At 45.4% G+C, this 26111-nt stretch carries 21 protein-coding genes and 2 rRNA genes; 3 read left to right on the top strand and 20 right to left on the bottom strand.

Annotated features, from left to right (window positions below; all coding sequences use genetic code 11):
* Window positions 1-43: 43 nt before the first annotated feature.
* The 3 genes from V1497_RS03010 to V1497_RS03000 form a co-directional block, all read right to left on the bottom strand.
* Window positions 44-2980: ribosomal RNA gene (locus V1497_RS03010) — 23S ribosomal RNA — on the bottom strand.
* A gap of 172 nt (window positions 2981-3152) precedes the next feature.
* A 16S ribosomal RNA gene (locus V1497_RS03005) occupies window positions 3153-4704 on the bottom strand.
* The 16S and 23S rRNA genes sit together here, the layout of an rRNA operon.
* Window positions 4705-5146: 442 nt before the next feature.
* Entirely contained in the window at window positions 5147-6016 is an 870-nt protein-coding gene (locus V1497_RS03000) for a nucleotidyltransferase-like protein (protein WP_349409512.1), read from the bottom strand.
* Window positions 6017-6173: 157 nt separating this feature from the next.
* Here V1497_RS03000 and V1497_RS02995 point away from each other — a divergent pair, with 157 nt between their 5' ends.
* Complete coding sequence (locus V1497_RS02995) at window positions 6174-6542, top strand: YgzB family protein (protein WP_349409511.1); 369 nt, start codon at window positions 6174-6176, stop codon at window positions 6540-6542.
* Between the two features lie 35 nt (window positions 6543-6577).
* On the opposite strand, the gene perR is transcribed toward V1497_RS02995, so the two are convergent.
* From perR to V1497_RS02950, 9 genes are all read right to left on the bottom strand, one after another.
* Window positions 6578-7015 (bottom strand): peroxide-responsive transcriptional repressor PerR, encoded by a 438-nt coding sequence (gene perR, locus V1497_RS02990; RefSeq protein WP_349409510.1) that lies wholly within the window; start codon window positions 7013-7015, stop codon window positions 6578-6580.
* A 107-nt stretch (window positions 7016-7122) separates the two neighbouring features.
* Window positions 7123-7674 (bottom strand): cob(I)yrinic acid a,c-diamide adenosyltransferase, encoded by a 552-nt coding sequence (locus tag V1497_RS02985; protein WP_349409509.1) that lies wholly within the window; start codon window positions 7672-7674, stop codon window positions 7123-7125.
* 2 nt (window positions 7675-7676) lie between these two features.
* The gene (locus V1497_RS02980; protein WP_349409508.1) at window positions 7677-8627 is read right to left on the bottom strand and encodes a D-2-hydroxyacid dehydrogenase; all 951 of its coding nucleotides are present in this window, start codon (window positions 8625-8627) and stop codon (window positions 7677-7679) included.
* 192 nt (window positions 8628-8819) lie between these two features.
* On the bottom strand, window positions 8820-9287 hold the full coding sequence (gene bcp, locus V1497_RS02975) for a thioredoxin-dependent thiol peroxidase (RefSeq protein WP_349409507.1): 468 nt from the start codon (window positions 9285-9287) through the stop codon (window positions 8820-8822).
* Window positions 9288-9386: 99 nt separating this feature from the next.
* Window positions 9387-9809: an ion channel gene (locus V1497_RS02970; RefSeq protein WP_349409506.1), complete on the bottom strand. Its 423-nt coding sequence runs from the start codon at window positions 9807-9809 to the stop codon at window positions 9387-9389.
* Window positions 9810-9865: 56 nt separating this feature from the next.
* Window positions 9866-11149: a hemolysin family protein gene (locus V1497_RS02965; protein ID WP_349409505.1), complete on the bottom strand. Its 1284-nt coding sequence runs from the start codon at window positions 11147-11149 to the stop codon at window positions 9866-9868.
* A 90-nt stretch (window positions 11150-11239) separates the two neighbouring features.
* Window positions 11240-12025 carry an ABC transporter permease gene (locus V1497_RS02960; RefSeq protein WP_349409504.1) on the bottom strand — a complete coding sequence of 262 codons (786 nt, stop codon included), beginning with the start codon at window positions 12023-12025 and terminating at the stop codon, window positions 11240-11242.
* Window positions 12026-12031: 6 nt separating this feature from the next.
* Window positions 12032-12823 (bottom strand): daunorubicin ABC transporter permease, encoded by a 792-nt coding sequence (locus V1497_RS02955; protein ID WP_349409503.1) that lies wholly within the window; start codon window positions 12821-12823, stop codon window positions 12032-12034.
* Complete coding sequence (locus V1497_RS02950) at window positions 12816-13829, bottom strand: ATP-binding cassette domain-containing protein (protein WP_349409502.1); 1014 nt, start codon at window positions 13827-13829, stop codon at window positions 12816-12818. Before V1497_RS02950 ends, V1497_RS02955 begins: the two co-directional genes overlap by 8 nt.
* Before the next feature lie 326 nt (window positions 13830-14155).
* Between V1497_RS02950 and V1497_RS02945 the strand changes: the two genes are divergently transcribed.
* Entirely contained in the window at window positions 14156-15445 is a 1290-nt protein-coding gene (locus V1497_RS02945) for a glutamate-1-semialdehyde 2,1-aminomutase (RefSeq protein ID WP_349409501.1), read from the top strand.
* Window positions 15446-15597: 152 nt separating this feature from the next.
* The gene (locus V1497_RS02940; RefSeq protein WP_349409500.1) at window positions 15598-16686 is read left to right on the top strand and encodes an FUSC family protein; all 1089 of its coding nucleotides are present in this window, start codon (window positions 15598-15600) and stop codon (window positions 16684-16686) included.
* A 236-nt stretch (window positions 16687-16922) separates the two neighbouring features.
* Here the strand turns inward: V1497_RS02940 and V1497_RS02935 are convergent, their stop codons facing one another.
* The 8 genes from V1497_RS02935 to V1497_RS02900 form a co-directional block, all read right to left on the bottom strand.
* Window positions 16923-17831, bottom strand: a complete 909-nt coding sequence (locus tag V1497_RS02935; protein WP_349409499.1) for an ABC transporter permease — start codon at window positions 17829-17831, stop codon at window positions 16923-16925.
* Between the two features lie 68 nt (window positions 17832-17899).
* Window positions 17900-18874, bottom strand: a complete 975-nt coding sequence (locus tag V1497_RS02930) for an ABC transporter permease (protein WP_414703625.1) — start codon at window positions 18872-18874, stop codon at window positions 17900-17902.
* 242 nt (window positions 18875-19116) lie between these two features.
* On the bottom strand, window positions 19117-20706 hold the full coding sequence (locus V1497_RS02925; protein ID WP_414703624.1) for an ABC transporter substrate-binding protein: 1590 nt from the start codon (window positions 20704-20706) through the stop codon (window positions 19117-19119).
* Between the two features lie 27 nt (window positions 20707-20733).
* Entirely contained in the window at window positions 20734-21720 is a 987-nt protein-coding gene (locus V1497_RS02920) for a dipeptide ABC transporter ATP-binding protein (RefSeq protein ID WP_349409496.1), read from the bottom strand.
* A gap of 14 nt (window positions 21721-21734) precedes the next feature.
* Window positions 21735-22706: an ABC transporter ATP-binding protein gene (locus tag V1497_RS02915; RefSeq protein ID WP_349409495.1), complete on the bottom strand. Its 972-nt coding sequence runs from the start codon at window positions 22704-22706 to the stop codon at window positions 21735-21737.
* Window positions 22707-22981: 275 nt separating this feature from the next.
* On the bottom strand, window positions 22982-24781 hold the full coding sequence (locus tag V1497_RS02910; protein ID WP_349409494.1) for an ABC transporter ATP-binding protein: 1800 nt from the start codon (window positions 24779-24781) through the stop codon (window positions 22982-22984).
* 35 nt (window positions 24782-24816) lie between these two features.
* Complete coding sequence (locus tag V1497_RS02905; protein WP_349409493.1) at window positions 24817-25344, bottom strand: DUF402 domain-containing protein; 528 nt, start codon at window positions 25342-25344, stop codon at window positions 24817-24819.
* A gap of 86 nt (window positions 25345-25430) precedes the next feature.
* Window positions 25431-26102: an SOS response-associated peptidase gene (locus V1497_RS02900; RefSeq protein WP_349409492.1), complete on the bottom strand. Its 672-nt coding sequence runs from the start codon at window positions 26100-26102 to the stop codon at window positions 25431-25433.
* Between the last annotated feature and the right edge of the window lie 9 nt (window positions 26103-26111).

Below are 26111 nucleotides of genomic sequence, written 5' to 3'. Positions count from 1 at the left end.
CGTTGTCACAGGACGTGACGTTGTTAGTCAGCGTTCATTGATTGTGGTTAAGTCCTCGATCGATTAGTATCTGTCAGCTTCACGTGTCGCCACGCTTCCACACCAGACCTATCAACCTCATCATCTCTGAGGGATCTTACTCGCTTGACGCGATGGGAAATCTCATCTTGAGGGGGGCTTCATGCTTAGATGCTTTCAGCACTTATCCCGTCCACACGTAGCTACCCAGCGATGCTCCTGGCGGAACAACTGGTACACCAGCGGTGTGTCCATCCCGGTCCTCTCGTACTAAGGACAGCTCCTCTCAAATTTCCTGCGCCCGCGACGGATAGGGACCGAACTGTCTCACGACGTTCTGAACCCAGCTCGCGTACCGCTTTAATGGGCGAACAGCCCAACCCTTGGGACCTACTTCAGCCCCAGGATGCGATGAGCCGACATCGAGGTGCCAAACCTCCCCGTCGATGTGGACTCTTGGGGGAGATAAGCCTGTTATCCCCAGGGTAGCTTTTATCCGTTGAGCGATGGCCCTTCCATGCGGAACCACCGGATCACTAAGCCCGACTTTCGTCCCTGCTCGACTTGTAGGTCTCGCAGTCAAGCTCCCTTGTGCCTTTACACTCTGCGAATGATTTCCAACCATTCTGAGGGAACCTTTGGGCGCCTCCGTTACACTTTAGGAGGCGACCGCCCCAGTCAAACTGCCCACCTGACACTGTCTCCGAACCGGATCACGGTTCTGGGTTAGAATTTCAATACCGTCAGGGTAGTATCCCACCGACGCCTCCACCGAACCTGGCGGTCCGGCTTCTAAGGCTCCTACCTATCCTGTACAAACGATACCAAAATCCAATATCAGGCTACAGTAAAGCTCCATGGGGTCTTTCCGTCCTGTCGCGGGTAACCTGCATCTTCACAGGTACTATAATTTCACCGGGTCTCTCGTTGAGACAGTATCCAAGTCGTTGCACCTTTCGTGCGGGTCGGAACTTACCCGACAAGGAATTTCGCTACCTTAGGACCGTTATAGTTACGGCCGCCGTTTACTGGGGCTTCGATTCAGAGCTTCTCCCGTAAGGGATAACCCCTCCTCTTAACCTTCCAGCACCGGGCAGGTGTCAGCCCCTATACTTCGCCTTACGGCTTCGCAGAGACCTGTGTTTTTGCTAAACAGTCGCTTGGATCTTTTCACTGCGGCTCTCTCGGGCATACACCCTATCAGAGCACCCCTTCTCCCGAAGTTACGGGGTCATTTTGCCGAGTTCCTTAACGAGAGTTCTCCCGAGCATCTTAGGATTCTCTCCTCGCCTACCTGTGTCGGTTTACGGTACGGGCACCTCTTTCCTCGCTAGAGGCTTTTCTTGGCAGTGTAGGATCAGGGACTTCGGTACTTTAATTCCCTCGCCATCACAGCTCCGCCGTATGGTGGACGGATTTACCTATCCACCGGCCTTGACTGCTTGGACGCGCATATCCATCAGCGCGCTCTCCCTACCTTCCTGCGTCCCCCCGTTGCTCAAACGGAAAGGAGGTGGTACAGGAATATCAACCTGTTATCCATCGCCTACGCCTTTCGGCCTCGGCTTAGGTCCCGACTAACCCTGAGCGGACGAGCCTTCCTCAGGAAACCTTGGGCTTTCGATGGAGAAGATTCTCACTTCTCTTTTCGCTACTCATACCGGCATTCTCACTTCAAAGCGCTCCACGAGTCCTTCCGGTCTCGCTTCTCAGCCCTTCGAACGCTCCCCTACCACTGTACCAACGGTACAATCCATAGCTTCGGTGATACGTTTAGCCCCGGTACATTTTCGGCGCAGAGTCACTCGACCAGTGAGCTATTACGCACTCTTTAAATGGTGGCTGCTTCTAAGCCAACATCCTGGTTGTCTAAGCAACTCCACATCCTTTTCCACTTAACGTATACTTGGGGACCTTAGCTGATGGTCTGGGCTGTTTCCCTCTCGACTACGGATCTTATCACTCGCAGTCTGACTCCCGTGGACAAGTTCCTGGCATTCGGAGTTTGACTGAATTCGGTAATCCTGTGGGGACCCCTAGTCCAATCAGTGCTCTACCTCCAGAACTCTCACCACGAGGCTAGCCCTAAAGCTATTTCGGGGAGAACCAGCTATCTCCGAGTTCGATTGGCATTTCACCCCTACCCACACCTCATCCCCGCACTTTTCAACGTGCGTGGGTTCGGGCCTCCATTCAGTGTTACCTGAACTTCACCCTGGACATGGGTAGATCACTCGGTTTCGGGTCTACGACAACGTACTCCTTCGCCCTATTCAGACTCGCTTTCGCTGCGGCTCCGTCTTTTCAACTTAACCTTGCACGTTATCGTAACTCGCCGGTTCATTCTACAAAAGGCACGCCGTCACCCGTTAATGGGCTCCGACTACTTGTAGGCACACGGTTTCAGGATCTCTTTCACTCCCCTTCCGGGGTGCTTTTCACCTTTCCCTCACGGTACTGGTTCACTATCGGTCACTAGGGAGTATTTAGCCTTGGGAGATGGTCCTCCCAGATTCCGACGGGGTTTCACGTGTCCCGCCGTACTCAGGATCCACTCTGGAGGGAACGACGTTTTGGCTACAGGGCTGTTACCTCTTCTAGCGGGCCTTTCCAGACCGCTTCGCCTACGCCGTTCCTTTCTTACTCCGTATAGAGTGTCCTACAACCCCAAGAGGCAAGCCTCTTGGTTTGGGCTGTTTCCGTTTCGCTCGCCGCTACTCAGGAAATCGCGATTGCTTTCTCTTCCTCTGGGTACTAAGATGTTTCAGTTCCCCAGGTCTGCCTTCTCATACCCTATGTATTCAGGTATGGATACTATCCCATTACGGATAGTGGGTTCCCCCATTCGGAAATCCCCGGATCGAAGCTTACTTACAGCTCCCCGAGGCATATCGGTGTTCGTCCCGTCCTTCTTCGGCTCCTAGTGCCAAGGCATCCACCGTGCGCCCTTCATAACTTAACCACGTTATGAATGAACTTACACTTATTTCTTGTCATTTAAAATGACGTTTCGATGTCTTGTTTTCAAGATTTTCGTTATCTAGTTTTCAAGGAACATGGTGTTTGAAAGAGATTCAGCTCTTTCAAAACTAAACAAAAGCCAAAGCGTGTTATGTCCTTAAAGGACTCCTTAGAAAGGAGGTGATCCAGCCGCACCTTCCGATACGGCTACCTTGTTACGACTTCACCCCAATCATCTGTCCCACCTTCGGCGGCTGGTTCCAAAAGGTTACCTCACCGACTTCGGGTGTTACAAACTCTCGTGGTGTGACGGGCGGTGTGTACAAGGCCCGGGAACGTATTCACCGCGGCATGCTGATCCGCGATTACTAGCAATTCCGGCTTCATGCAGGCGAGTTGCAGCCTGCAATCCGAACTGAGAATGGCTTTATGGGATTCGCTCAACCTCGCGGTTTTGCTGCCCTTTGTACCATCCATTGTAGCACGTGTGTAGCCCAGGTCATAAGGGGCATGATGATTTGACGTCATCCCCACCTTCCTCCGGTTTGTCACCGGCAGTCACCTTAGAGTGCCCAACTGAATGCTGGCAACTAAGATCAAGGGTTGCGCTCGTTGCGGGACTTAACCCAACATCTCACGACACGAGCTGACGACAACCATGCACCACCTGTCACTTCGTCCCCCGAAGGGGAACCTTCCATCTCTGGAAGTAGCGAAGGATGTCAAGACCTGGTAAGGTTCTTCGCGTTGCTTCGAATTAAACCACATGCTCCACTGCTTGTGCGGGCCCCCGTCAATTCCTTTGAGTTTCAGCCTTGCGGCCGTACTCCCCAGGCGGAGTGCTTAATGTGTTAACGTCAGCACTGAGGGTGGAACCCCCCAACACCTAGCACTCATCGTTTACGGCGTGGACTACCAGGGTATCTAATCCTGTTTGCTCCCCACGCTTTCGCGCCTCAGCGTCAGTTACTGGCCAGAGAGCCGCCTTCGCCACTGGTGTTCCTCCATATATCTACGCATTTCACCGCTACACATGGAATTCCACTCTCCTCTCCAGTACTCAAGTCCCCCAGTTTCCAATGGCCCTCCACGGTTGAGCCGTGGGCTTTCACATCAGACTTAAGAGACCGCCTGCGCGCGCTTTACGCCCAATAATTCCGGACAACGCTTGCCACCTACGTATTACCGCGGCTGCTGGCACGTAGTTAGCCGTGGCTTTCTGGTTAGGTACCGTCAAGGTACCGCCCTATTCGAACGGTACTTGTTCTTCCCTAACAACAGAGCTTTACGACCCGAAGGCCTTCATCGCTCACGCGGCGTTGCTCGGTCAGGCTTTCGCCCATTGCCGAAGATTCCCTACTGCTGCCTCCCGTAGGAGTCTGGGCCGTGTCTCAGTCCCAGTGTGGCCGATCACCCTCTCAGGTCGGCTACGCATCGTCGCCTTGGTAAGCTCTTACCCCACCAACTAGCTAATGCGCCGCGGGCCCATCTGTAAGTGATAGCGAGAAGCCATCTTTTAACCTTCCTCCATGCGGAGGTAGGTGTTACCCGGTATTAGCCCCGGTTTCCCGGAGTTATCCCAGTCTTACAGGTAGGTTGCCCACGTGTTACTCACCCGTCCGCCGCTGATCTCAGGGGAGCAAGCTCCCCATTGATCCGCTCGACTTGCATGTATTAGGCACGCCGCCAGCGTTCGTCCTGAGCCAGGATCAAACTCTCCAATAAAGTAAAGTTTGTCTTGCTCATAAATGTAAATCGAAATTGATTCAGGGTTATTAAAAACCCGTTTCACGCTTGGCTTTTGTTCAGTTTTCAAAGAACTGGTTCTTTCGATCAGAATCAACAAAATGCGTTGTCTGTTATCGAAGTTTTTTGTTTGCTGTTGTCTTAACAGCGACTTTTATAGAATATCATTTGAACGTTTTGCTGTCAACAACTTTTTTGTTGAATTTCGTTGTCGTTTTAAACAAAACATCCCGCCGCTTTCGCAGCGACGAGATATAATATACCATGGTTCGAAAAGAAGTGTCAACATGATTTTGCAATTAATTTTCTCTCACTTTAAAGAACCGAGATTTCACTTATATAGAGGACATCTTTGTTTATTCTTTCAACATTTACTCCACTTCACCGTGACCCTCACTTGAACATGCGCGTTAACGTCGTTCTATTTTCTAAATGAATAAGTCCTGTGGAAAATCCCCTTCCCTTTCGTTTCGTGTCGGACGACTTGAATGTATTCTTTTTCAATGAGATGTTCAATGACCGCTCCTAGATCAATTTTATAATCAGCCATTTCTGGATGCTGCATCAATTCATAAAAGGACCAGGATTCTGCTTTTGTCTCCATTACATCTTTCAGGTGACGAGAACCAAGGGCAGTTTTTGAAGACAATGAGAACTCGTTTGCGAGAATGAGCAATTCAATCCTTTTATTAATTGGTTCATCACTTGAGGTCAATTCTTCATATAACTTGTAGATCTCTGGTTCAATTTGCTTCACTTGATTCCATACCGTCACTTCCGGATAGAAACCATGCTCAATGACAGATAGCCGGGCCAAATGATGAAGTGCATGTATGATGTTATTGTAAGCATCCAAAAAGTGACCAGCATAATAGAGTTCTTTTCCATCTGAAAACCTACGGACGAGCTTGGCAAATTCGATACCGATCTTCTTTTTTCGTTCCGCAATCGGAAAATCATTAATGCGCTTCTTCAATGCATCAACAAATTCATTTCGGTCGAACAACACTTTGCCGTTCACGACCCAATCCACTACACGTCTGTGGGAACCGAGCATAAGCCATTCATTTAATTGTTGAAGGTCAACAACATGTAAGGCTGCTTTTTTATTTTCAAATTCATAATGTTTCACCTGCCAGGATGACTCTGCTTTCTCTACAATTATGAACAGGATGACATCAAAATGGTCGGTAGATGGACTGAATGCTTTATGCTTCTCTACCAATAATACACCCAATGTCTCCTCGCGGCTTGCCCTCTCCTGATATAGAGGCCGTAATATATCTTCCATCGTACAATCATCTCCTGTATGAATCTCCGTCGTACTTCTTCAATGTAATCTATTCCATGTTCCAACTGTTTTTCCTTTAACAATATAGAAAGTTAAAAGAATGTTCATGATTTCGAATTTGTTCTTTGCTATACTGTGTGCAGGAGGAATGTATATTATGGAACTAAAATATACAAGTAAAATAAATAAAATCAGGACATTTGCACTAAGTCTCGTTTTTATCGGGATCATCATCATGTATCTTGGTCTCTATTTCAAAGCAAGCTTTCTTGTGATGACGATCTTCATGTTGATTGGTTTTCTAGCGACTTTATCAAGTGCAGCTGTCTACATATGGATTGGAATGCTTTCCACCAAGGCAGTTCAGGTAGAATGTCCAAATTGCCACAAGGTTACGAAAGTGTTAGGACGTGTAGACGCATGTATGTTTTGTAAGCAGCCACTTACGCTCGATCCATCGCTTGAAGGTGTTGAATTTGATGAGAAATACAATCATAAGAAGAAAAGCACAGATGAGGAAAATTGAACATAAAAAACGCTGAGGCAGCCACCTCAGCTTTTTTAATGGACTTTTTGACAATCTGGACAAGTACCGTATACTTCCATCCGGTGATTGTTGACCCGGAACCCGGTAACATGTTCAGCAACATGTTCAACTTCGTCGAGACCAGGGTATGAAAAGTCGACGATTTTGCCGCATTCTTCACAGATAACATGATAGTGATCTGTCGTGACGCAATCAAACCGGCTGGATGCATCTCCATAGGTCAGTTCCTTGACCAGTCCTGCGTTTTTAAAAACTCGGAGGTTGTTATAAACCGTTGCAACACTCATATTTGGGAATTTGTCCTCAAGTGCTTTATAAATCTCATCTGCTGTAGGATGAGACAGCGTTTGAATCAGGTATTCTAAAATCGCATGACGTTGGGGCGTTATGCGAACTCCCGCATCTTTCAATGTTTCAACCGCTGTTTGTAATCGGTTTTCTTCTTGTGACATCGTCATGCACCTCTCTTCCGAAAAGACATTCTTACTTTATAATATTTATAATTAGTGTACACGGAAGAGCTGATTTTTGTCAATGCAAACCCTTACCATGCTTGACTTCACTCTTCTTCATGCAGTATCGGTTCTGCGACTTCCATTTGATGATTTGCATATCTTGCTGCTACGAAAAGAAAATCGGATAGTCGATTCAAATAGGAAAGGACTAAAGGATTGACCTTTTCGATCGCTACGGCTTGACGTTCCGCTCTTCGCGAAACCGTTCGTGCAACATGCAAGGCAGAGGCAGCTGCAGATCCCCCAGGTAAAACAAATTGCTTCAATGGTGTCAGCTTCTCGTCCCAGCGATCAATCGCTTGTTCCAAAAAAGAAATATCACTTTCCTCCAGCGTCCATCCTACCTTTTTCCCAGCTGGTGTCGCTAGTTCAGCTCCGACATGGAAGAGTACGGTCTGGACACGTCGTAAGGTCTTTTCAAATTCCACCTTCCACTCCCGATCATTGGCCTGTAGATGACTTATTGCGAGACCGATCATGGAATTCGCTTCATCGCACGTTCCGTATGCCTCTACTCTTGGATCGTTTTTCTGGACGCGGTCACCATACACTAAGGAAGTCGTTCCTTTATCTCCTGTTTTCGTATAAATCTTCATTCTTAATACCCCCTATTAACGTCGATTTTATTCATATAGTTTCCTTCTCCGGTCTGAAATACGTGCAGATTCGCTTCAAACTGTTCAATCGCGCGGTCCTGATACTTTGGTGTAATGCCCGAAATATGAGGCGTGATTGTTACGTTTTCCATGTTCCAAAGAACACTTTCTTCAGGAAGAGGCTCTGTCTCCATAACGTCCAATACAGCGTGAGCAATTTGGTTTTCCTTCAATGCCTCAATCAAACCTTTTTCATCTACAGTCGTCCCACGCCCGATGTTGATGAATACTGCATGATCCTGCATCCGTTCGAAATGCTCTTTTTTCAACAGTTGGCTCGTCTCATCCGTTTTCGGTAATACATTTACGAGGAAGTCGACACGATCTAAATTGTCTTCCAACTCATTTTGAGTGAACATTTCATCGAAGTGCTCGACTGGGCTTCCGCTCCTGTTCATCCCGATCGTTTTCATTTGAAATGCTTTCGCGAGCCTCCCGATTTCCTGCCCAATTGCTCCTGCACCCAGTACGCCAATTGTTTTACCATGCAGTTCATCCATCTTTATCCTACGGTCCCATACTTTATCCTTTTGATTTTGTTGGACCAATGCAAGGTTACGGATCACTTGGAGCATCATACCGATTGTATATTCGGCCATAGGCACTTGATGGATTCCACGGGCGTTCGTAACGAGAATGCCTCGTTCACCGATTGCTTCGAATGGCATTTTGTCCAGCCCCGCAGACAGGATATGGATCCATTTCAGTCTTTCTGCTTGGTGGATAAGTTGAGGCGTGAGATCTTCTCCATAAGACAAAAGCACATCAGCCTTATGTAAAAAGCCTTCAGCCTCATTGATATTTTGGCAAAATTGAAACTCGATTTCTGGATATTCATTTTGCAACTCTTCTTTTATTCTCGTCTTAAGTTTTGCTGAAGATAATATGTACATGTAAACGCCACCTCTGAATAATCTGACATTTCGATTTTATCACAGTATTAAAAATATGGCTTAGTGAAAGCCCAATGGTATATTCATTGTTGATTGTAGCGTTAAGCGAGCACTTTTAAAGAGGAAATCAACAATAATATTCAACAGCATATAAAGAAAACCCCGCCCGATCTTTCGGGCAGGATTTTGCTGTTACATGTTCTCTTTAATATAGGTTAACGCTTCTTCTACATGGTCTTTGACGCGGACCTTTCGCCATTCCTTCACGAGCTCACCATTTTTATCAATGATGAACGTCGATCTGACGATTCCCATGTATTCTTTCCCGAAGTTCTTCTTCAATTGCCAAACACCATATTGTTCTGCAACTTTATGATCTTCATCTGCCAACAGCAAGAACGGAAGGTCGTGTTTTTCAATGAACTTCTTATGCCGTTCCACTGGATCTGGACTAACGCCAAGAATGATCGTATTCTGATCACTGAATTCACTGTGCCGGTCTCTAAAGTCACATGCTTCAGTCGTACATCCCGGAGTCATGTCTTTTGGGTAGAAATATAATACGACATTCTTCCCTTTAAAATCAGAAAGGCTTACTTTCTCTCCAGTATTCGCTTCCAATGTGAAATCTGGTGCTTTCTCACCTGTTTGAACAGTCATGATTCAATACCCTCCTACAGAAAATTCCACGAGTCCGTTTTGGACTACTTCTAATGTAAGGGTACCCAATCTTCCCATCTGTTACAACCGATACGATTCCTATTCGTTATCCACGACAGTCGAAAGGACAAAAGCTGCAGGTAGAAGATATCCGACTAATGCTTCAATGATTGAAATCCACCTTCCGAGCCCCACTGGGGTAATGTCCCCATATCCAACTGAAAGGAGGGTGACGGCACTGAAATAAGAGACCGCTTCACCTAACTGTATGAACGTACCCGTAATCGGTGCTCCCCCCTCCATCAGAACGGGGACCCCTGTAATTGTAAGACTGAAATATATTGAACCGAATCCGAGGATAATGATGGAGTATACGACGAATAAGGCAATCAAGTCATCAAATGAAATGAATGCCCGAGATTTTTTCGCTTTATGACGAGGACTTAGGAAGAATGACCGAATGCTCTTCTGTACTATGAAGAAAACGGTTGTTATGACGAAAATGACAAAAAGAAAATCCATCTTATCCACCTCAACACACTTTATGCAGAAGTGTGCAGAGATAGGACAAGATGAATTTACTGGGCTGTCGCCTTTATTCGTTTAATCTGTTGGTCTTCTACATCTGTAACTTCAAAGGTTACATTTTCATACTCATATTGATCATTAATTGAGATGTCGGATGCTTGAGAAAGAATCCAGCCACCGATCGTATCCAGCTCTGTATCATCAATATCAATGCTGAAAAGCTCGTTGACATCTGCGATCAGTGCTTTCCCGTCCAAAATTGCCTGGTTCCCATCCACCTTCTTAATCAATGGTTGTTCTTCGACATCGAATTCATCACGGATTTCTCCGACGATCTCTTCCAGGATGTCTTCTACGGTTACGAGACCAGCTGTTCCACCGTATTCGTCCACTAGAATCATCATATGGATCCGTTCCTTCTGCATTTGGACGAGCAGCTTCTTGATTGGGGTCGTTTCAATCACTTTTGAAACAGGACGAATGAAATCCTCAATCGGTCTGTCCTCTTTTTTCAACAACGAATTGAACACTTCTTTAATATTGACGATTCCGACAATGTGATCTTTATCCCCGTCAGCTACAGGATAACGCGTATACTTTTCGCGGCTCATGACCTCTACGTTCTCATCCATCTGATCATCCGTGAACATACAGACCATTTCAGTACGAGGTACCATGATTTCTTTAGCGGTACGATCATCGAATTCGAAAATCTTGTTAACGTAATGGAGCTCGGATTGGTTGATTTCTCCACTCTTATAGCTTTCCGATAAAATGATGCGCAGTTCCTCTTCCGAGTGCGCCATGTCATGCTCGTTAGCTTGGCTGAATCCGAGCATCCTGATAATTAAACGAGCAGAACCGTTCAAGGACCATATGAATGGATACATAATTTTTGCAAACCAAATCAATGGTCTTGCTAAAAGTAAACTGATGGCTTCCGCTTTCTGGATGGCAACGGTCTTTGGTGCCAGCTCCCCTAACACGACGTGTAAAAATGTGATCAAAGAGAACGCTATGATGAACGATAGTGTACTTGCAAGGGTCGGTGATATTTCGAACTGCACAAATACAGGATGCAGCAGTTCTTCAACCGTCGGTTCCCCTAACCAACCAAGGCCGAGCGCAGTGATGGTGATTCCGAGCTGACAAGCGGAAAGGTACCCATCCAGATTATCGAGTACTTTCCGAGCGGCTTTCGCCCGTTTGTTTCCTTCTTCTACAAGCTTGTCAATCTTTGTGGATCTTACTTTTACAATTGCAAATTCGGCTGCGACGAAAAAAGCAGTAGCTGCAATTAAAATAGCGACTAAAATAAGATTAATGATGGCCACGGTTCGCCTTCCCTATTTGGAAGGCTTCACCTCCGATACAAAATGATTTATTAGTATGTTCCCTCGAACGGGGCAATTCATAACATCAAATTAACTTCCAGCTCCTCGATACTTCGTCACTCCAACATTCCACAGGAAAATCGACAGAGTGAAGAACAGCATTCCCATGAAGGGCGTCAAGAATGCATAGCCGTACCATTCTGTTTTGTTGAGGAAAAAAGCTGCCGGATAAACGCCGACGAACGCGAATGGCAAGATCCATGTAAGGACGTACCGGATGACCTGGTTGTATATATCCACGGGGTAACGTCCGAAGTTCCCTATATTATACATCATCGGCATGATCGCCGTACGGCTGTCCGACCAGAAGCTGACGGTTGCCAAACTGATAAAGATTCCGGCGTAGACGAGCGCGCCTCCGATCACAAACAGGATGAAAAGAATCGGGTCGTACCATTCAATCGTTAAACCGAGGTTGCTTCCCGCGTAAAACATGATAGCGAGACCGGTAATGACACCGAACATCGATTCCAGTTCCATCCGCTCTAAGATTACCTGGAACAGGCTGTGAATCGGACGGGTAAGGATCCGGTCAAGTTCACCTTTTACGATATAGCGTTCATTGAAATCCCATATATTGAAGAAAGTCGAGAAGAAAGCGAATGGGACTAGAAAGAATCCATAAATGAAGATGATTTCATCCCGTGACCATCCACTCAGCAAGTCGGTATGACCGAAAACGACCAGTATGAAAATCAAATTGACCGCCTGGAAAAGCAGGTCAGACAAGAGCTCGACGACCATGTCAGAACGATAGGTCAATCGTGTCTTCATATATTGACCGACATATTGAAGAAATATGGATAGATGTCTCATGATCAATCAACCTCCTTGTATGACCATTTGTTTTTTCGCTAGTCCCCATAAGACCTGAATCGGTATGAGTAGGATCAAACACCAGATCGCCTGCATCATGATGGCGTTCCAGACCTCACTTCCGACAAACCCTTCGGAAAAGATCATGCTTGGAACGTAGGAAATATATTGGAACGGAAACCACTCCATAGCGGCTTGGGCCCAGCCTGGATAGAAACTGATCGGCAGGATCAATCCAGAAAATAGGTCGATGACGACTCTCTTTGCACGCATCAATCCATCATTGTTAAATAGGAAGAAAGTGATGATTCCGGTCATTAAATTGATTTGCGTGTTGATGATGAAGCTGAATAAAATTGAAATGCCGAAAAAACCCCAAGTGGAAAGGTTCGCTGAAAATTCCATCGGAAAGATGAGCGAGACGATGAACATACCGGGTACGGAAAAGAAGAACAGCCTGAAAATCCCTTCACCGAGCGCCGCCATCGTTTTCATATTCAGATACTGATAAGGTCGAATGAGTTCGACTGCTACTTTTCCCTCTTTTATTTCGAGCGCAATTTCACGATCGATGTTGTTGAAGTAAAACGCTCTCGCCATCCAAGCAACGGCTATGTATGTCGTCATCTGGATGACTGAAAGTCCCTGGATATCCTCTTTCCCACCGTAAATTGCACTCCATAAAAAGTAATAAGCAGCAATATTGATGCTGTAGATGATGATGCCACTGTAGTAATTCGTCCTGTAAGCGAGCATCATCAAAAATCGAATACGAATCATTTCAATGTACTTAGCCATGGATAACGCCTTCTTCGTAAATATTACGGATGATTTCCTCCGTCGACGTTTCCAGAATCTTCAGGTCAAGGATTTGATGGTTGGAGACGACATCGCCGATGACTTGAGATATGATGTCTTCATCGTTCGTTACATTCGCAGTCCATGTATTCGCGTTTTCCCCAGGCTCCCAGACGACCAATTGTTTGCCGGTAGCGGCGTTTAGCTCTTCTCTTGACTTCGCCGTTTTGAAATGGAACTCGATCTGCTTCCCTTCTCCCCAGCTCGTTTTCAGCTGGTTCAATGCACCGTCGTAAATGATTTTCCCTTCATCCAGCATAACGACCCGTTCACACAACGCTTCAATGTCAGATAAATCATGTGTCGTCAGCATGACGGTCGTGTTGTAGCGCTGATTGAGCTCCTTCAAAAACTCTCTGATTTTAAGCTTGACGAGCACATCCAATCCGATCGTCGGTTCATCCAAGAATAGGAGCGGTGGATTATGGATCAGTGCAGCTGCTAGTTCACACCTCATCCTTTGCCCAAGGGATAGCTTCCGCACGGGCTTGTCCAGTAGGGGAGCGATGTCGAGCGCTTCAATCACCATCGACATATGCTCGTTATAGTCTTCATCGGAAACGTTATACACCTTCTTCAACAGCCTGAAGGATTCCTGTACAGCGATATCCCACCAGAGCTGGGACCGTTGACCGAATACGACCCCGATGGTCTTGACGAACCGTTCCCTTTCCTTATGCGGATTCATTCCATTGATCGACAGCTCGCCAGATGTCGGGGTGAGGATTCCGGTCAACATTTTAATCGTAGTCGACTTACCTGCACCGTTCTCTCCGATATACCCGATCATTTCACCAGGCTTAACATCCAATGAAATCGAATCAACCGCACGATGGATTTTATAATTACGTGTCAGCAGGTCTCTGAAAGCCCCTTTCAGGCCTGAACGACTCGAGTATGACTTGAATTCTTTCGTCAGATTTTCTACATGTATCATCTTATTCATATATGTTCCCTCCATTTACACCATTAACAGTGTATACAACCCAAGCTGGAAAACTCAACTCTAGTGTTTCCTCTCCCCCCTATAATTCTGCGCTCACGACGAATCTTTGCTACAATATGGGATGAAATTGTCGTGGTGTCAATTGTCCTGGTGTCAGGCACTTCCTACGAAGCATTGGTACATAACGATTCTGAAATGGTGTCAGGCACCCCCCAGGATGAGGTGGTGTCAGGCACCGTTCAGGACACCCTGGTACAGTTGGCTTCCGGAACGGTGCCTGACACTTCGACTGACACTTCCACTCACAATCAGGAGGTATTGTTGTTATGAATCGAGATCAATCTACTTCGTTATATAATGAGGCACTTGAGCATATTGTAGGAGGGGTGAACAGCCCTTCCCGTTCCTTCAAGGCCGTTGGAGGCGGCGCACCGGTCTTCATGGAAAAGGCTGAAGGAGCGTACTTCTGGGATGTTGATGGCAATCGCTACATCGACTATCTTGCTGCTTACGGTCCAATCATTACTGGACACGCCCACCCTCACATTACAAAGGCGATCACTCGGGCAGCCGAAACTGGGGTCCTTTATGGTACGCCGACTCGCCTTGAGAACGAGTTCGCGGTCATGCTTAAAGAGGCGATTCCTTCACTGGAGAAGGTCCGTTTCGTCAACTCTGGTACAGAAGCTGTCATGACGACGATCCGTGTAGCTCGTGCCTTTACAGGACGTGACAAGATTATCAAATTCGCCGGCTGCTATCATGGTCACTCCGATCTCGTCTTGGTCGCTGCAGGTTCCGGTCCATCTACACTCGGAACCCCGGATTCAGCTGGTGTACCGAAGAGCATCGCCCAGGAAGTCATCACCGTCCCGTTCAACGATGTTGAAGCCTTCAGAGAAGCAATCGACAAATGGGGTCATGAGGTTGCGGGTATTCTCGTTGAGCCGATTGTAGGCAACTTCGGAATCGTCGAACCGAAGGAAGGCTTCCTGGAAGCAGTCAACGAAATTGCACATGAGGCTGGTGCACTCGTCATTTATGATGAAGTGATCACCGCGTTCCGTTTCATGTATGGAGGCGCTCAAAATCTGTTGAACGTCGAACCGGATATGACCGCTCTCGGTAAAATCATCGGTGGTGGACTACCTATCGGGGCATACGGTGGAAAGAAAGAAATTATGGAGAAGGTCGCTCCATTAGGCCCAGCTTATCAAGCAGGAACAATGGCAGGGAATCCTGCATCGATTGCAGCTGGAATAGCATGCCTTGAAGTATTGAAGCAGGACGGAGTATATGACCAACTCGATGCATTAGGCGAAAAATTAGAAGCCGGCATCCGTAAGCTCGCTTCCCAATATGAGGTCCCTCTTTCTCTCAACCGTTTGAAAGGCGCACTTACCCTTTACTTCGGTTCCGATGAGGAGGTTACCAACTATGATCAAGCTGAACAGAGTGATGGAGAAATGTTTGCCCGTTTCTTCAACCTGATGCTCGATCAAGGCATCAACCTTGCGCCTTCAAAATATGAAGCCTGGTTCTTGACGACTGCGCACACAGAGGAAGATATTGAGGATACGCTTAAGGCTGTCGAATCAGCCTTCAAACAGCTATAAACAGAGTCTTTTATTTCGTTATTGTAAAGCTTGAATTACTTCATTATTTCGTCAAATTACAAATTCAGGATTTCTATTGCTTTCTTACCAGTTTGGGTGTATAGTACGTTCATCATTAATCAATGCACAATGAAAGGTGTTTTGAATTCCCAATGAAATTCGGTGCACGTATCATAAAAACCGGAGTTGCAATTGCACTTGCATTATATATCACATTGTTTCTAAATCTAGAATCGGCATCATTCGCAGCGATTGCTGCCCTATTCGCCATTCAACCGACGATCTATCGTTCCTATCAAACGATCATTGAACAGGTTCAATCCAATTTAATCGGGGCGACACTCGCAATCGTAGCAGTACAAACACTCGGTAACGCACCGATTGTAATCGGACTAGTCAGTGTGCTGATCATCGCGATCAATATCAAATTGAAGATCGAATCCACCATTCCGTTAGCAATCGTCACGATGATTGTCCTCATGGTCAACCCAGGGGATGACTATTTGACATTCGCCATTACACGCTTTTCAGTCATCATGATCGGGGTATTCTGTGCATTCCTTGTAAACCTTGCCTTTTTACCGCCGAAATATGAAACAAGGCTGTATCATAAAAACGTCAAGAATATGGAACAGATCTCTCAGTGGATCCGTCTCGCAACAAGAAATGATGCAGAACGTAAAATATTGAAGGATGACCTTTTGAAGATCAATGAAAGCATGATCAAGGCGGATAATTATTATTTGATGTTCAAGGAAGAGCGAAGTTATTTCAAAGGATCCGAGTACACCAAGAACCGCAAACTGGTATTATTCCGAAATATGATTTCAACCACGTATAAAGCTTTAGCGATTCTGAAGAGCCTTGATCAACACGATCATAAAATCTATCAAATGCCGGAAACGATCCAGCGCTTGATACAAGATCAATTGGATCATTTAACAAACTATCACCAACGTATTTTGATGAAATATATCGGTAAGGTTCGTTATCAATCACCAGATGAGGTTGTTGATCAGCTTGAGCAAGACGAAAAGGAATTGACGGAATACTTCATGGAGCTTTATGACCATAACCAAGTGGAACGAGATCAGTGGATGAACGTCTTCCCGTTAATCGGTCTGATTATTGATTATAATCACCATCTCGTCCACCTCGATAAATTGGTTGAAAGCTTCCATACGTATCACACATCAGAAAATGAAGTTAAAATTACAGACGCCTATGCGCAGGATGAATAATGAAAGCTGCCCTTTTGGATAAAGGGCAGTTTTTTGCTTATATAATATTTAAAAAGGGGAGAGGCGCTTAATGGGAAATAACATAGATTTAGATAAATACAAACTAATAATCAAAAACTTTCTAACTAGAAAAATACATTTCACCCCACTCCGCTTCAATCCGTCCTTCAAGATTTTGAGCACAAAAAAATCGCAAGTGACCTAACATGGTCACTCACGATTTCCTTATACTTAATTTAACTCTTCATCTTCGGATCCAGTGCGTCACGTAAACCATCACCCATCAGGTTGAACCCGAGGACTGTCAGCATGATCGCAAGACCTGGGAAGATCATTGTCCACGGTGCGTCCGTAATGTAGGAACGAGCATCCGCAAGCATTGTACCCCATTCCGGAGTCGGCGCTTTCGCACCAAGACCAAGGAATCCTAGGGCTGCTGTTTCAATGATCGCCGTCGCAATCAGCAAGGTTCCTTGAACGATGATAGGAGCAAAGCTGTTCGGCAGGATGTGCTGGAACAAGATTCTCCGATCCTTCATACCAACGGCTTTTGCAGCCATGATATATTCTTCCTCTTTAATACTCAATACCTTTGATCGGACTAGTCGCCCGAAGTTTGGAACATTGATAATCGCAATTGCTATCAAAGCATTCTTCAAGGATGGCCCTAACACAGCCACAATCGCGATTGCTAAAAGAATACTAGGGAATGCAAGCATGATATCGAACAGACGAGAGATGATCGTATCGACCCATCTTCCGTAATACCCAGCTAAAATGCCAAGTGTCGATCCGATGATAATTGAACCAAGAACAGCAAAGAATCCTACAGTTAATGAGATTCTAGATCCATATATGATTCTACTTAACACGTCTCTACCAAAATCATCTGTACCTAACCAATATTCTGAAGAAGGTGCTTCAAGCTTCACATAATTATCAGATGAAATCTTCTGCTCGTTAATTCCTTCCGGAGCAATGAGTGGAGCAAAAACAGCTAAGAATATGAAGAAGCTGACGATTCCAAGCCCTAACAGCGCCAATTTGTTTTTGCGAAAGTTCTTCCAGGCATCTCTCCATGGCGAAGCAGGCTTTTCTTGCTGCTTTGGCTCAATCGGTTTTTCATTTCGTGCTAGTTCCGCCATAATATACTCTCTCCTTTTACAATAAGCGTCCAAATGCCCAATTTAATAAGCTATTTGAACATCAGCTTTTATTGATATTTAATCCTAGGATCGATTGCAGCATATAAGAGATCCACTAGAAGATTAATCGTTACAAAAACCAAGGCGATGACAAGGATACCAGATTGGATGACCGGATAGTCACGGAATCCGATTGCATCATAGATATATCGACCGATACCAGGCCAACTGAAGATCGTCTCTGTCAAGATCGCTCCACCGAGCAATAAGCCCATTTGTAGACCGATGACCGTCAAGACTGGGATGAACGCATTTTTCAAGGAGTGCTTGTACACGACCCAGAACATACGCAGCCCTTTTGCACGGGCCGTACGAATATAGTCGGAGCGCATGACTTCAAGCATACTGGACCTTGTCATCCTGGCAATGATCGCCATAGGAATCGTCGCTAGTGCAACCCCCGGCAATGTCAGGTGGCGCAGCACCATTTGAAGCTGATCGAACCGACCTTGTATGATCGTATCGATGACATAAAGATTGGTTATCGACTCCACAGGGTTCAAGATGCTTTCTCGACCTGAAGTCGGGAAAAGTCTCCACTCGACCGCAAATGCCCACTGCTCCATCAAACCTAACCAGAAAATCGGCATGGAAACTCCGATAAGCGCTCCAAGCATCGCAACGTAGTCGAACCAAGAGTTCTGGAACCATGCACTGATGATACCAGCGTTGACACCGATTACGACTGCGATAATCATTGCGAACATGGAAAGCTCTAATGTCGCAGCAAAATATGGCCAAATCTCTTCACTGATTGGCGCATGAGTTCGGATCGAATTCCCAAGATCTCCAGTCAAGAGATCCTTCATGTAGATGAAATACTGGACATACCAAGGTTCATCCAAACCTAACGTATCTCGTAATTGTGCAACGGCCTCTTCCGAAGCTTGTTGCCCTAAAATGATCTGAGCTGGATCCCCTGGAATGGCACGAATCAGGAAGAACACAATCAAGGACATTCCAATCAATACAGGAATCAGCATCAGGATTCTTCGTATTGTATATGCAAACACTGTTCTCTCACCTCTTCAGCATACTGGCTTAATTCGTTGTTCATAGCTGCTTATTCGTCTAGATAAGCCAATGCTATGCAAACCGGCTGTGCTATTGCTGTTTGCGAACAAGATTTACTCGAATGGATCCGGTTCACAGTATTCTTTCAAATTTAAAAGCCTAAAAGAAAAGGGGAGCAGTACACTCCCCCTACTTCATTACTTTTCCATCATTACTTGAAAGAAACGTTAGTCAGCTTGTCAGATCCAGTCGGATGCGGCTTGAATCCTTCAATTGTCTTCACACCTGCTAGTGCTGGCTCAGAGTGAACGAGTGGTACCCATGGAGCCTCTTCGTGAAGGATGACTTGCGCTTCCTTGTAAAGTTCAGCACGCTTATCCTGATCTGGAGTAGATTGAGCTTCAACTAGGATTTTGTGCAACTCATCATTTGAGAAACGAGAATAGTTGTTTGATCCGATCGTATCTTTATCAAGCAACGTGTAAAGGAAGTTGTCAGCGTCACCATTGTCTCCAGTCCAACCTAATAGGAACATAGGTGCTTCACCTTTTTGTGCTTTTTCGAGGTAAGTACCCCACTCATACGATACGATTTCAGCTTCTACGCCAATCTTTTCAAAGTTTGCAGCGATTGCTTCAGCAGCTTTCTTACCGTCTGGCATGTATGGACGTGGAACTGGCATAGCCCAAAGTTCCGTTTTGAATCCATCTGGATAGCCAGCTTCAGCCAATAGTTGCTTCGCCTTTTCAAGGTCAAACGGATATGCATCGATTTCTTCATTGTATCCAGCGATTACTGGAGGCATCGGGTTCTTCGCAGGCTCAGCTTGTCCTTCGTAGAACGCTTTGATTAGAGATTCTTTATCAACAGCATGGTTCAATGCTTGACGTACTTTCTTGTCGTTGAATGGCTCCATCTCAGTGTTGAAACCAAGGTATCCAACGTTCATGGAAGGACGGAAGAATGCTTGAAGATCTTCATTTTGCTTGATTTCTTCAACATCACTTGGGTTCACGCCATCCATCAAGTGAATCTCACCAGTCTTCAATGCATTCAGACGGTTGGAGTTGTCTGGAATTGCACGGAAGATGACTTTATCAAGCTTTGGAAGTCCTTCTTTCCAGTAGTTTTCGTTCTTTTCAAGAGTAATTCGGTCGTTACGCTTCCAGTCGACGAATTTGAATGGTCCAGTACCTACAGGTTCTGTTTCAAGCTTGTCCCATTCGCCAGGCGCTGCAATTGAGAATGGCGTCATAGCCAAGTTCTTCAAGAATGGTGCTTGTGGACGGTTCAATGTGAACACGACAGTCATGTCATCCTTCGCTTCAACACTCTTGATAACGTGTCCTTCGTCACCTTTAAATCCACCGAACATGGATGCATAGTAAGCGAATTTACCAGAATCTCCACTCGTCATCCAACGCTCGAAGTTCTTCACAACTGCTTCAGCGTTGAACTCTTCACCGTTATGGAATTTGACTCCTTCACGCAACATGAACGTATAAGTCAATCCATCATCAGAAACCTTCCAATCTTCAGCAAGACTCGGGTTGATTTCTGTATCCTGCTCACCATACTCTACAAGCGTGTCATACAAATTTTTAATGACCTTGAACGATTCACCATCTGTGACGATTGCAGGGTCAAGGGCGACAGAGTCACCACCGCGTCCAAATACTAACGCTTGTTCTTTGTTGTCTCCATCTCCGTCTCCACTGTCGGAATTGGAATTACATCCGACAAGGGCGGTAGACAAAAGCATAATAAAGGTTAGAGCTAATAGAAAACCTTTTTTCATCAGTTACTCCCCCTATTGATTTGATAAATTTTATATGGACTTGTCATCCTCATAAAGGTGACAAGCGACATAATGACCTTCTTCGATTTCTTGGAACTTCGGAACAACCTGCTTGCATACATCCATCGCTTCTGGACATCTCGTATGGAACGGACAGCCTGACGGCGGATTGGATGGACTTGGCACATCCCCTTCCAACATGATCCGATCCTTCTTATAATCGACATCCGGAATTGGTACTGCGGATAATAGTGCTTGTGTATAAGGATGCAGCGGCTTTTCATAAAGCTTCTCACTGTTCGCCAATTCGACGATCCTTCCTAAGTACATGACCCCGACACGATCACTGATATGCCGGACAACGCCTAAATCATGGGCGATGAAAAGGAACGTCAAGTCAAACTGTTTCTGTAAATCCTGCAGCAAATTAAGAACCTGTGCCTGTACAGAAACATCCAAGGCTGAAACGGGTTCGTCAGCAACAATCAGCTTCGGTTTCACTGCCAAAGCTCTGGCAATACCGATCCTCTGACGTTGTCCACCACTGAATTGGTGGGGATAACGCTTTGCGTGATAGCTGCTTAGTCCAACGGTTTCTAATAACTCGCGGACACGTTCTTTCCTTTTCTTGCTGTCTTTCTCAATGTTATGGACAATCATCGGTTCTTCGATGATTTTTTCAACTGTATGTCTCGGATTAAGTGAAGCATATGGATCCTGGAAGACCATTTGGATATCACGGCGCATTTTCCGCATCTCTGAAGCAGAAAGCTTCGTAAGGTCTTTTCCATTGAAATGCACTTCACCTTCAGTCGGTTCCAATAGACGTAAGAGCATACGTCCGGTCGTGGATTTCCCGCAACCACTCTCACCAACCAAACCGAGTGTTTCACCTTCGTTAACGCTGAAGGAAACACCATCGACAGCTTTTACAGATCCGACTTTCTTGCCGAACACACCACCTGTAATCGGAAAGTGCTTCTTCAAATCTTTTACTTCTAATAATGGTTGTGACATGCTCTGACCCCTTCCTAGCTGTGATGAAGCCAGCATCTTACGCGGCTTCCGTCTTCTTGAGTTTCGAGTTCTGGCGTTTCGGAGAAACAGCGGTCAAAGGCGTGTTCACAGCGGGGCGCGAATTGACACCCGTTTTGAATGGACCCAGGCTTGGGTACAGTACCTGGGATGGAATATAATTTTTCTTTCTTTGTTCTCATGTCAGGAACAGATTGGATCAATCCTACCGTGTAAGGGTGTTTTGGCTCCTTGAAGATTGTTGCAACGCTTGCTTCTTCAATCACCTTACCGGCGTACATGACGACGATCCGTTCACACATTTCCGCAACGACACCGAGGTCGTGCGTAATCATGATGATCGATGTATCCGTTTCTTTGTTCAGACGTTTCATCAAATCGAGAATTTGAGCTTGGATTGTGACATCAAGTGCCGTCGTTGGCTCGTCGGCAATGAGGACTTCCGGCTCACATACCATAGCCATTGCAATCATTACACGCTGTCTCATACCGCCTGACAGCTGATGGGGATAACTCTCCATAAGCTCTTCCGCACGTGGAAGACCGACAAGCTTCATGATTTCTACAGCTCGCTTCCAGGCCTTCTTTTTATCCCATTTATTATGTAATCGAATGGCTTCAATCAACTGGTTTCCGATTTTATAAACCGGATTCAAGGATGTCATCGGTTCTTGGAAAATCATCGCGATATCGTTCCCTCTGATTTGCCTCATCCTTTTATCCGTCGCTTTTGTTAAATCTTCACCTTTGTAAAGGATCTCTCCTCCGACGATCTTCCCAGGAGGGTTGGGGACGAGTCCCATAACGGATAGTGAAGTTACACTCTTTCCGCAGCCTGATTCACCTACGATTCCGAGGACTTCACCGCGTTTTACATGAAAATCGACATCATTTACAGCGGGTACCTCACCATCGTCAGTGAAAAAATAGGTCTTTAATCCCTTAACGTCCAGTACTGGAGCATCCATTCGCCCCACCTCTCTTCCTGTCTAGTTATCCCTGATGTTATATTTTTTACAAAATTGTTACGAATCTGAACGTTTGTTCATTATTATGCCATCGTTGTCGGTGTTTGACAACACGAAATATTTAGAAAGTTTTAAATATACAACTTATGTACTAATTCGCTTAAAAGCCCGAAATACCTGCTTTTTTCCCATTCTTTTTTCACAGTCGACCATCTTTTTCGACATCTCTTTTCCAATAAAAAAGAGAGTGAACAATGTCACTCTCTGCAAATTTATTATATTTCATCTAATGCTTGTACTGTAAACAGATTGTAATAACTGCCCTTCTTCTCCATCAATTCAGCGTGGGATCCAACCTCTGTTATTCTTCCGTCTTCCACAACGACGATTCGATCGGCATGCGTGATCGTAGCCAGTCTGTGCGCTACCACAAAGGTTGTCCGCTCCTTCGCAAGCTTTTCAAGCGAATCTTGGATCAACTGTTCACTCTCTAAGTCTAAAGCGGATGTCGCCTCATCCAGTACCAATAATGGCGGGTTTTTCAAAAATACTCTAGCGATCGCAACACGTTGCTTCTGGCCTCCCGACAGCTTGACGCCGCGTTCTCCGATTTTCGTTTGATAGCCTTGCGGAAGCTTCATGATGAAGTCATGTGCATTGGCCGCTTTTGCAGCCGCAATCATTTCCTCCTCCGTTGCATGAGGATTACCCATTTTGATGTTCATTTCAACCGATTCACTGAACAAGATATTATCCTGCAAAACCATGCCGATTTGATCTCTCAAGGATCTGACCTGGTATTCTCGGATATCTCTTCCATCTAAAAGGATACGGCCACTCGTGACATCATAAAAGCGTGGGATCAAACTGACTAGCGAAGACTTTCCTCCTCCGCTCATCCCGACAAGAGCGATCGTTTCTCCCGCCTTCACATCCAAACGGATATCCTTGAGCACCTCTTCTTCTTCGTCATCATATCGGAATGAAACTCGATCGAACGTAACTTTTCCATCCACATGCTTCAACTTCTTCGAACCAGGCTTATCCTCGATATCATAGGCTTCGTCCATAAAATCGAATACACGATCCATCGAGGCAATCGCCTGGGTCAATGTCGTTGAGGAGTTGACAAGTCTTCGCAACGGGTTGTACAGCCTGTCCATATAAGCGACGAAAGCAACCATCGCACCGACTGTTATTTTTCCTGTAATCGCGAAATAACCTGCCACACCGATTACGAGCATCGGAGCGATGTCGGTGATTGTGTTCACCACCGAAAAGGTTTTGGCATTCCAGGACGTATGATCTAACGCACGGTTCAAGAAATGGGAGTTACGAACATTGAATTGGTCTTGTTCATAATCCTCAAGAGCAAAACTCCTGATGACACTTACCCCTTGGACTCGCTCATGCAAATGTCCCTGTACCTCAGCAAGGGCTTGAGAACGGTCCTTCGTCAGCTGTCTCAGCCGGCTGTAGAAGTATTTGACCGACAGACCATAAAAGGGAAGAAGTGATATCGCTACAAGAGTAAGCCAGCCATCCATTGTAAACATGATACCGATAGCGATGAGGATGGTGATCATGTCGAGCCAGACATTCATCAGCCCTGTCACGACGAAGGATTTCGTCTGTTCCACATCATGGATGACACGCGAAATGATCTCCCCGACTTTTGTATTCGAATAATATTTGAGACTCAGCTTTTGGATATGACTGAACAGGTAATCCCGAATATCAAAAAGAATTTTACTCGCTGTCCATTGCGCGTAATATTGACGATAATATTCAATAGGCGGTCTCAATACGACAAACACAAAAAAAGCACCGCCCAAAACCCAGCTTAAGCGGCTGAACTTTTCATCCATGCTGATTTCTGCGTTGATGACATCATCAATGACATATTTTAAGATCAACGGAACCAACAACGGAATTCCGAATTTGAAAATTCCAATGATGACCGTGAAGACAATCTGTTTGGTATAAGGCCTTACAAAATGCAGATAACGCTTGATACTATCCGTAATACTCACCTCCAAGAGTGAGAATACCGTTCCCAGGTGAAAAGTAAACAAAAAGCCCGACCCCAGTCGAACTTTTCAAAGAATCACTAACGATATTCTAAAAATCTTTCGTACCAGTTTTCCACAAAATATGGCTCAAATGGGCCTTTGCGCTGGTTGATCATCGAACATAATTCATCTAAATTCCGCTGAAGGATTTCTCCGATTTCCTTCGGATAATCCATTTCTTTTTTGTGAAGAGCAAATTCATCTTCGTCCAGTATTGTATACGTCATATCTGGAAAGACTTTCACATCCAGATCATAATCGATATATTTCAATGCTTCCCCATCATATGTAAAAGGAGTGCCAAGATTACAGTAGTAATGGATCCCTTGTTCTCTTAACATACCAATGACATTAAACCATTGTTCTGAATTGAAATAACAAATAGCAGGTTCTCTTGTACGCCATTGTCTTCCATCAGATTCCGTAACGATGATCCGGTCATTTCCGCCGATTACTACTGAGGAAGTTCCTTTTAGTATGATGGTTTCTTCCCATACACGGTGAAGCTGGCCATTATGTTTATAGCTTTGTATTTGAATCGAACTTCCAGTGGTCGGAAAAGACATACGAGACTCCTTTCATAAACGACTAAAAAATTTCTCTATCTATTATATCCTTTCTCCATGTAAATGAAAAAGGATGTGCATCTCCATCATGCAAGTCCCTCGATACATTCAGGGGTATCGTTCTTTGGCGAATTGACAATCGTGGAGACATCATACGCTTCCATTACAGCAGGGTCGAAAGGCTTCATCATATCCTTCAACACGTCCTGTTCACCCTCCCATTCAAGCCACTTCGAATAATCCTCTTTCTGTAGAATGACTGGCATCCGGTTGTGGATGTCTTCCATCAGTTCATTCGGTTCTGTCGTGAGGATCGTACATGTATGGATTGTATTTCCGTTCTCGTTTTTCCATTTTTCCCATAACCCTGCGAGGCCGAATGGCTGAGCGTCCTTCATTCTTATGTATTTCGGCTGTTTCTGTTTCCCTTCCTTCTTCCATTCATAAAATCCGTCAGCAGGGATGATGCATCTTCTTTTTTGGAATGCATGCTTGAAACTCGGTTTTTCAGGTACCGTTTCCGCTCGTGCATTAATCATTTTATTACCGATTGATGGATCCTTTGCCCAGAATGGAACCAGTCCCCATTTCAGGAAACCAGCTCTTCGCTTGCCCTCATAGCCGACAATTGCAAGGATATCCTGAGAGGGTGCAATGTTATAGCGAGGCTGGAATTCTAAATCTGATGCCCATTCATCAATCTCGAACCAATCCATCAATAAATCAATTTCTGCAGTCAGTGTAAATCTTCCACACATACGAATTCA

Source organism: Pseudalkalibacillus sp. SCS-8 (assembly GCF_040126055.1).
GTDB lineage: Bacteria > Bacillota > Bacilli > Bacillales > Fictibacillaceae > Pseudalkalibacillus > Pseudalkalibacillus nanhaiensis.
Note: the sequence above shows the minus strand (reverse complement) of the source record. Positions and strands in the feature narration are given on the sequence as shown.